Origin of the sequence: Kitasatospora sp. NPDC101447, assembly GCF_044767225.1 — a bacterium.
Lineage (GTDB): Bacteria > Actinomycetota > Actinomycetes > Streptomycetales > Streptomycetaceae > Kitasatospora.
Window position 1 is genome coordinate 122,999 of the sequence record NZ_JBIWNL010000025.1, and the last position, 7,767, is coordinate 130,765.

The window sequence follows — 7,767 nt, forward strand, 5'->3', positions numbered from 1 at the left end:
GGCCCCCCCCCCCACCCGCGGCGTCGCACTACTGCGGCGGGGTGGGGGGGGGGGGTGGGGCTGCGGTGGGGGGGCGGGGGGGGGGGCCCCCCCCCCCCCCCCCCCCCCCCGCTTCGACGTGATGGGAGATCTGTTCGGTTAGGGCCCTTGGCGAGCCGGGGTGGCTGCACCAGTGCTGGCGAGGAGGGAATCCAGCGGTTGGGGAGTGGGCAGGGCGGGCCGGGGTGGTGAGTGCGGGGAGGTGGAAGGGTCAAGGGTGAGGGACCAGGCGACGAGCGCGGCGAGGACGACAGCCACGACGATGAGCGCCTGGGACGGGCCGAACCGAAGCGGCGGGTGGGCCGGGACGGGCACGGGCTGGAGGTCCCGGAGACGTTCGCGGTCGGGACGCCGGCCATGGTGCACGGCGGCGATGTGCGCGTGGCGCTCGGCCGACGCTTCGGCCTCACTGGAGTGCTCGCTGACGGTGCGACATGCCCCGCACCAGTACTCGTACGGCATCTGCCGAGCATGGCAGAGCTCTTGTCGGCCATGGGCCGAATTGGGGGCTTCCCCCGGGGGGAGAGGGGCGGGGCCCGGAACGGGGTGGGATCAGCCCAGGGCGAGGGGATCGGTGTGCGTCGGTCGGCCGGCGCAGTCCTCGGCCCAGCACTGGTGGGTCCAGCAGGTGCGGCGGTCGTCGGGGTGCATGCCGGCGTCCTCGGCGGCGTTGTCCGCAGCGAGGGCGGTGGCGAGTTCCTGGTCCATGGCGGTCTCCTTCTGGTGGTCGATTTCCCCTCTCGGCGGGTGCCGGTTGGAGGGGGTAGGGCGATAGGTAGGGGACTGGTAGGGCGGGCGGTAGGGGTGCGCTGACCTGCGGTTCCTACCGCCCTACCGCCGCCCGGGAGGGGCCGCGGGAGGAGGCGGGGGAGCGGGGTCAGGCAGCGTCCTGGACGACTGCGGGAACGGTGCCAGGGGAGGTCTCGGGGAGGGCGTCCACGGCCACCGCAAGGCGGTTGCGCTGGCGGCCGTTGAAGGTGAGCTTCTTGCCCTCGACGAGGGCCACCCCCATGCCCTCCAGGTGGGCCCTCAGGTCGGGCACCTGCCAGCCATCGAAGAGGCCCCTCGCCTGCCCCTCCTCCAGGACCTGGGAGAGGTGGGCGGCGGTGCCCTGGTCGGACATCTGGGCGACGTACCGGATCAGCGCGTACAGGTCGACGTCGGCGGGGGCGTCCTGGAGCGCGTCGTCCTGGTTGGCCTCGGCCTGTTCACCGGACGCGGCCCGGGCGCCGGCCTTCGCCTTCTCCGCCTTGTCGGCGTCGGCCTTCGCGAGTTCGGCGGCGGCCTCGGTGTTGCCGACCACGACCGCCACGACCACCCAGAGGACGAGCAGGACGGTGATCGTGGTCGGCCCGTATCGGGCGACGGGCCGGGCCAGCACGGGGGAGAGGAAGGCGAGGAGTCCGACCGCTCCCCCGATCTGCTGCTTGGTCACCTGCACCTTCGCGGTGTGGGGCCGGAGGGCACGGATGATCAGGCGGTTGCCCAGGCCGAGGGCGGTGACCGACACGCCCGCGAGGTACTGGCTGGGCTTCATCAGGCACCCACCAGGCCCTTCATGACGGAGCCGATGACGGTGAGCGGCAGCGCCCAGATCCCGCCGGCGGCGGCGTAGACGGACGGCACGGTCGCGCCGAGCACCGAGTCCTTGATCGGGGTCGGCTTGGTGCCGAACAGGACGAGGGTTAGGACCGCGGCCACGGCGCCGGCGCCGACGTTGCCGAACGCGGTGCTCTGCGAGGTGAGGGCGTGGGTCAGGCCCTCGCCGACGGTGCCCGGCGCGGAGAAGGCCTGCCCGGCCCCGGCGGCGAAGATGCCGAAGACGATCATGAGCCAGGCGGTGTGCTCGTCCTTGTGCTTCTTCGCCAACTTCCCCTGCTTCTCGGCCTTGCGGCTGCCGAGGATGATCCACACGGCGATGGCCAGGCAGAGACCGCCGGAGCCGAACGAGCCGAGCAACTGGGTGTCCATGGTGTCGATCTCCTGCGGTCAGTGGTGGGAGGAGGAGAGGAGGGTGATCAGGGGAGCCAGGCCGAGGGCGCCGACCAGCGCGGAGGCGAACGGCACCCGCACGAGGATCAAGATGGTGAGGCCGGGGAAGCCGCGGACCTCGGAGACTCGGACGTGGCCCCAGCCGCGCATGCGCAGGTCGATGAGCCAGGCGCCGGCCGCCGCGAATGCGGCGACCGGCAGGGGCACGTGGGCGGCCAGCTGGACGGCGCCCATCTGGTAGCCGAGCACGGCGGAGGTGGTGGTGAGGATGCACCAGCGGCGGAACCGGCGGGCACGCTCGGACTGGGGCTGACGCCACAGCACCGAGGCCCGACGCGTCTGGACGATCTGCTCGGCGCGGTGCCGGTCCTCGCGCTCCTCGGGGGTCTCGCCCTGCTCCCGGTACTCGGCCTCGCGGTCCCTGCGGGCGCGTTCGGCCTGCTCCTCGGGCGTTTGGCTGATCAGCAGGCGCAGGCTCTCGGCGACGGTCCGCAGGTCGTACCGCTCCGGGTCGGCCTCGGCCTGATCGCCGTCCTCGACGGCCTGGTCCTCGACGTCGCCGGCGGGTTCGGCAGGTTCGGTCTTGCGGAGGTCTACGGGCGTGGGCTCGGCCGCAGGGCGCCGGGGGTTCCACGGCCCGCTCTTGCGCCACCACTCGACAGCGGGCTCCGGTTCGGCGTCGGGCATGCCAACGGTGGGCGGGGTGGTCGGGGGCGGAGGCACGGTCATCGGTTCTCCTCCCGGCGGAGGAGCCACACGGCGACGCCGGCACCGACCGCGAGGATCGGGTAGAGCAGGCTCAGGAGCCAGTCCATGGTCAGTTCTCCGGGTAGGGGCCCGGCCGAGGAGGCCAGGCCCGGGGGAGGATCAGGAGGAGCGCCACCAGGCGCGGGCGGGTGGGTTGGTCTCGACGGCGGGCCGCCGACGGGAGGTCCAGGCGTCCATGGCGGCGTGGCCCGCGCGGTCCGCGCTGCGGACGGCGGTGGCCCTGCGCTGCTGTCCGGATTGGGCGGCGGGCTGCTTCTTGCCGAAACCGAGCATCAGGTGCCCTCCCCGATCCGGCCGGCCAGCACGAACGGCTCGCCGTCCAGCTCACAGATCGCGTGGAACTCGGCGGCGTATCGGCCGTCGGCGGAGGCGTCGGTGACCGTCAGACGGTGACACCAGTCCTCGCGGGGCAGGCTGGCGACCTCATCGATCGTCAGCGGCTCGGCCAGCCGGTAGGCGACGCCGCCGTGGTCGAGACGAGCGATGCCCAGGCCGGGCACGTTGCGGGTGGTGTTCACCGGTCGCCGCCCCTCTTGCCGACCTGGACGGTCAGCACGCGGTCGGCGCTGGCGGCGGCGCGGGTGCGGTCCTCGGGGGTGATCGGGGGGATGGGGGGCGCAATCATGGTCAGGGCCATGACAGAGATCTCCTTGCTGAGGGTCAGCGGAGCAGGTGCGGGGATGCTGCAGGCCGCGAGGACGGTGCTGGCGGTACAGGTCAGGCAGGAGCCATCCGGCGGGTGTTGTCCGGGTGCCGACGCTGCTGATGGCCTACTGCTCGTCGTCCGGGGCGTTGGGGTAGAAGCCGTACAGCTCGACCGGGACACCGCAGTGGGTGCCGGGGGCGATCAGCCACCCGGTCGTGCCGTGGTGCTTCTGCTCGATGGCGGCGGGGTCGAGGCCGAGGGCGGCCCGCCACTGCTCGAACTGGCCGAGGCCTTCGTGCAGGGCGATGTACAGCCCCCATGCCCACTCGTGGGTGCCCGGCACCGCCGTCAGCTTCACGTGGAGGTCCGGGGCAGGCAGGTTCGCGTGGGTGGTGAGGAGGGCGAGCAGGGCGCCGACGGCGTTGACCTGGTCGGCGGCGGTGGCATGGGTCTCGATGGTGGTCACGATGCCTGCTCCTCGGAGGGTCGGGTGGTGGTGGGGTCCTCGCTGCGGCCGGGCACGGCGTGCAGGGCAGGTCGCTCGGCGGCGCGCAGTTCCTGATAGCGGTTGGCGACCCAGCCGGCGGACCAGCCGGTCAGCTCGGCCGCCCGGCGCTGCGGAACGCGAGCCATGACGCAGTCCTGGACCGTGAGGCGGGCCTGGTCCTCGGGCAGGCGCTCGTCCACGGCGGGCGCGGAGAGGAGCTTCTGACGGAGCCGCTCGACGTCCTGCTCGGCGGTCTGCTCACGCTCGCGCTCAAGGCGCTCACGCTCGCTCGCCTCGCGCTCACGACGCTCACGCTCGGCCCGCTCGGCGTCCTGCCGGCGCTGCCGTTCGTCGCGATCGGCAGCCTCCCGGCGGGCCTGCTCGCTCCGCTCCTCGCGGGCCATGCGCTCCTCGTGCTCACGCTGCTTGTCGGCCATCCGCTCGTCGTGCTCACGGCGCTCACGGTCGGCCCTGTCGGCCCGCTCGTACTCGGCGATCCGGTCCGCACGTTCCCGCTGCCGGCGCTCCTCTTGACTGCGCTCACGCTCGGCCCGCTCATCGCGCTCACGAGCCGCTCGCGCGGCCAGTGCGGCAGCGATCGCCCGCCGGTAGGCGAGGGAGGTCTCCGCCGTGACGATCAGCAGCAGCGGCGCCACGGCGTGGATTGCCACCCCGACCGCGTCGTGATCCAGGGCGGACTGACCCACGTTGAGCAGCACCGTCATGGCGCCGGTCATCCAGCGCAGCACGACCGGCCACCGGCCACCGTCGCCGTTGAGTCGGGCGAGCGTGCTGTCCATGCGGACCACAATCACCACCGCCGCGTCCACGACCAGCGGCAGGACCGGCGCCGTCCACTCCCAGCCCTTCGGGGAGTGCCCGGACATCAGCGGGGTCACCGTGAGCATGCTGTAGAGGACGGCGCCCAGCGTGATCGTCCACGTGCCCACGGCCAACGCCTTCTCGGCGGAGCGGATCTGTTCCAGGTTCGTCGGCGCCCTCACCGCGCCCACCGCCGGGCGCCCGGTAGGCGCGTGATGAGCGAGGGGTGAGCGGCCGTGAGCGCGCGGCCCGTCATCACGCGGCCACCCGTCCGAGGTGGGCGGTGCGGCGGATCCTCGCGGGGCGCCGCAGCGGCACCGGCGCCTTGCTCAGCAGTCGCTCGGCGTAGGCGGCCAGCATCGGGTCCTCGCGGCGCAGGTCCGCCAGGATGCCGTCCGCGGCGTCGAGGCGGGCGTTGCGCTGGGCGGCGTCCTCACCGGGCACCCCGGTGAACAGCCGGGTGAACTCCGAGTTCGCGGCGAGACCGAGCGCCAGCTCGGCGAACTCGTCCTCGTTCAAGGCCTTCTGGCCTGCAACAATCGTCCTCACGGGGCTACCTCCTCTCTCGTAGGGGGTGGGCCTGAGGGCCGCCGCGCGTTCCTTGGCCGGGAGCACGGCGGCCCGTTTCGTAGGGCCCGGGCCACTCGAACGTCACGAGTAGCCACGACCCCCGGCACCAGCCCCGCGGTCATGGATGCAGGGGGTGTCGAGGGCCGTGGTCACTGGTGGAGCTGGGTGGTTGGTCTCGTCTGGACGCGGACCAGGCTCGCTCCGGGGAGATCCCTCCCGGAGGTCGTCGCCGGCGAATGTCAGCCGCGTCGGTCTTTATAGTCGGCCGCGTGTCCCATGTACGGCCCGCCGTCTTATGGGCGGGCCGAGGTGTCAGGGCGTGCGCCCCTTCTCTGCCGACTGTGTCCACTCACCCCGACCGGCGTCGTCACGGAAGGACTGCGGTGGTGGATCCCCTCTTGAGTTGTCGGTGGTGCATTGGTGCAGCTCAGAGCAGCCCAAAGAAGGCCCCTCTGTGTCACCCCTGTCTCACTCGGTGCGACACTCACAACATAGAGAACCTGCTTAGGCAGGTCAAGAGAGTTGGGTTTCTCGCCTGTGTTGGGCGGCTGCCCTAGCATGGGCGCATGGCCTTGGACCCGGACGACTCCCGCCCCCCGTACCAGCAGGTCGGCAGCTATCTGCGGGCCGCGATCCTTACAAAGAAGCCCGGCTACGAGACGGGCGACAAACTCCCGTCGGGCCCTGAGCTGGCCAAGTTCTTCGGCGTGGCGCGGGGCACCGTCGACAAGGCCCTCGACCTGCTCCGCACCGAAGGCCTGATCGTGACGCGGCAGGGCAGCGGGTCCTTCGTCCGGGAGCGCACTTCACGCCCCGTCGGGCTGCGGCCGCACCTGGAGGCCGCGTTCGAGCAGAAGCAGGTCACCCTCGACTTCGCCGGCTTCTCCAGCGAGACCCTGCACAACGCCCTGCAGGAGCCGCTCGACAAGGTCCGCTCCGGCCGGCTCACCCCGGAGTCCATCACCGTGCGCCTGCTGCTGCCGGACACCAGCGAGCCGATGGCCGTCCCCGTCCTAGTCGACGGCCTCAAGGACGAGAAAGCGCTCCGCGAACGCGCCCGGAACATCGCGCTGACCAACGCCGGCGGCATCACCCACTCGGTTGAGATGCTGGCGGAGCTTGGCCTCGTCCAGTCGGCCACCGTCGAGGTGAAGGTCCACCGGGCGTCCAGCCTATTCAAGCTCTACATCCTGAACCGGGCGGAGGCCTTCTTCGGCTTCTACCCCCTGCGCGAGCGCACCATCACGACCGACGGCACGGCGCACACCTTCTTCGATGTGACTGGCAAGGACACCACCCTGTTCCACCATGCCGCCGGTCCGGATGATGCATCGCTTGGGTCGCAGTACGTCCAGCAGGCCCAGATGTGGTTCGACAGCGTGTGGGCCACCATCGCCTACGAGCGCCAGTCATGAGCACTACCCAGCAGCTGGCTGACGTGCTCCGCCCCGTGAAGCATGTACTGCTCGACTTCGATGGCCCGGTGTGTTCGGTGTTCGCCAGTCTTCCCGCCCCCGAGGTCGCGCGACGCCTTCGTGAGGGTCTGCTTGCCGCTGACGAGCGGACCCCACATGGCGCCGAAGATGAGACCGACCCGCTCGCCATGCTTCGTAGCATCGCCGACACCAGGCCCGACCTTGTCGAGAGCGCTGATTCCGCGCTGGCGGCGCTGGAGACGGAGGCAGCCCGGGTCGGCAAGCCGAACCCGGGCGGAGAATCGGTTTTGCTGGCCTGTGTGCGCTCCGGCCGGTCCGTCTCGGTGGTCAGCAACAACGCGGGCATAGCGATCGAGGCGTACCTCTCAGACCACGGGCTCAGAGGCTTCGTGGCCGGGGTCTTCGGCCGCCTCCCTGGCGATCCGTCGTCCATGAAGCCAAATCCAAGACTTCTCCTAGCAGCCATGGAATCCGCTGGCACTAAACCGGGTGAGTGCATCTTCATCGGCGATGCGGTGCGGGATGTCCAGGCCGGAAATGCTGCGAGAGTGTCGACTATCGGGTATGCCAACAAGCCAGGGAAGGATGTACGGCTGGCCGCAGCTGGTGCCGTGGTCGTCATCGACTCGATGCAGGCGATCGCTGACGCACTGGCCTGATGACAAGTGATACGGATCCTCGCCTATGAGGCGGAACGCCAGACAGCGCAGCTGTTGACGAGTGACCACTCTTTAACTTGGCGATAGAGATCAGTGTCAATAAGGTCGGATAGGCGCCAGTGCGACCGCGCAAATTTCTCCCAGACATCACCCCTCTGCGATACACCCCACTTCGTCTTGACAAATAGGGACAGGCTGCGGAAGAGGTCATGGCCTTGAGCAACTCGACGCACGGGGATAACCTCAAGGTCCATCTGTGCCATCCACTTACCATAAACGTCCTCTGCGTTCGGAACGCCCTTAAGCTTGCCGGTGATCAGTTTTTGTAGCCGCGCCTCATCAAGGGTG

Annotated in this window: 13 protein-coding genes; 2 read left to right on the forward strand and 11 right to left on the reverse strand. The window is 70.6% G+C overall.

The features are described 5' to 3' along the window. Nucleotides 1-591 precede the first annotated feature (591 nt). From ACIRST_RS29275 to ACIRST_RS29320, 10 genes are all read right to left on the reverse strand, one after another. Entirely contained in the window at nt 592-747 is a 156-nt protein-coding gene (locus ACIRST_RS29275; protein WP_402805608.1) for a hypothetical protein, read from the reverse strand. Between the two features lie 169 nt (nt 748-916). After that, nucleotides 917-1,576, reverse strand: a complete 660-nt coding sequence (locus tag ACIRST_RS29280) for a hypothetical protein (RefSeq protein ID WP_402805611.1) — start codon at nt 1,574-1,576, stop codon at nt 917-919. Beyond that, nucleotides 1,576-2,010 (reverse strand): hypothetical protein, encoded by a 435-nt coding sequence (locus ACIRST_RS29285; RefSeq protein WP_402805613.1) that lies wholly within the window; start codon nt 2,008-2,010, stop codon nt 1,576-1,578. Before ACIRST_RS29285 ends, ACIRST_RS29280 begins: the two co-directional genes overlap by 1 nt. A gap of 18 nt (nt 2,011-2,028) precedes the next feature. After that, nucleotides 2,029-2,760: a hypothetical protein gene (locus ACIRST_RS29290; protein ID WP_402805616.1), complete on the reverse strand. Its 732-nt coding sequence runs from the start codon at nt 2,758-2,760 to the stop codon at nt 2,029-2,031. A 138-nt stretch (nt 2,761-2,898) separates the two neighbouring features. Beyond that, nucleotides 2,899-3,072 (reverse strand): hypothetical protein, encoded by a 174-nt coding sequence (locus ACIRST_RS29295; RefSeq protein ID WP_402805618.1) that lies wholly within the window; start codon nt 3,070-3,072, stop codon nt 2,899-2,901. Further along, nucleotides 3,072-3,317, reverse strand: coding sequence for a hypothetical protein (locus ACIRST_RS29300; protein WP_402805620.1), 246 nt, complete (start codon nt 3,315-3,317; stop codon nt 3,072-3,074). The genes ACIRST_RS29295 and ACIRST_RS29300 overlap by 1 nt, the downstream gene beginning before the upstream one ends. Further along, nucleotides 3,314-3,436 carry a hypothetical protein gene (locus tag ACIRST_RS29305; RefSeq protein WP_402805623.1) on the reverse strand — a complete coding sequence of 41 codons (123 nt, stop codon included), beginning with the start codon at nt 3,434-3,436 and terminating at the stop codon, nt 3,314-3,316. The genes ACIRST_RS29300 and ACIRST_RS29305 overlap by 4 nt, the downstream gene beginning before the upstream one ends. A gap of 133 nt (nt 3,437-3,569) precedes the next feature. Next, nucleotides 3,570-3,911, reverse strand: coding sequence for a hypothetical protein (locus ACIRST_RS29310; RefSeq protein ID WP_402805625.1), 342 nt, complete (start codon nt 3,909-3,911; stop codon nt 3,570-3,572). Continuing rightward, complete coding sequence (locus ACIRST_RS29315; protein ID WP_402805628.1) at nt 3,908-4,936, reverse strand: DUF2637 domain-containing protein; 1,029 nt, start codon at nt 4,934-4,936, stop codon at nt 3,908-3,910. Before ACIRST_RS29315 ends, ACIRST_RS29310 begins: the two co-directional genes overlap by 4 nt. A gap of 73 nt (nt 4,937-5,009) precedes the next feature. After that, entirely contained in the window at nt 5,010-5,303 is a 294-nt protein-coding gene (locus tag ACIRST_RS29320; RefSeq protein WP_402805631.1) for a hypothetical protein, read from the reverse strand. Nucleotides 5,304-5,890: 587 nt separating this feature from the next. Here ACIRST_RS29320 and ACIRST_RS29325 point away from each other — a divergent pair. Continuing rightward, nucleotides 5,891-6,739 carry a GntR family transcriptional regulator gene (locus ACIRST_RS29325; RefSeq protein WP_402805632.1) on the forward strand — a complete coding sequence of 283 codons (849 nt, stop codon included), beginning with the start codon at nt 5,891-5,893 and terminating at the stop codon, nt 6,737-6,739. Then, a complete protein-coding gene (locus tag ACIRST_RS29330; RefSeq protein ID WP_402805635.1) occupies nt 6,736-7,419 on the forward strand; it encodes an HAD family hydrolase in 684 nt (227 codons plus the stop codon). Before ACIRST_RS29325 ends, ACIRST_RS29330 begins: the two co-directional genes overlap by 4 nt. A 23-nt stretch (nt 7,420-7,442) precedes the next feature. Here ACIRST_RS29330 and ACIRST_RS29335 read toward each other — a convergent pair. Then, nucleotides 7,443-7,767, reverse strand: a 325-nt coding sequence (locus ACIRST_RS29335; protein WP_402805637.1) for a hypothetical protein, incomplete at its 5' end; no start/stop codon positions are given.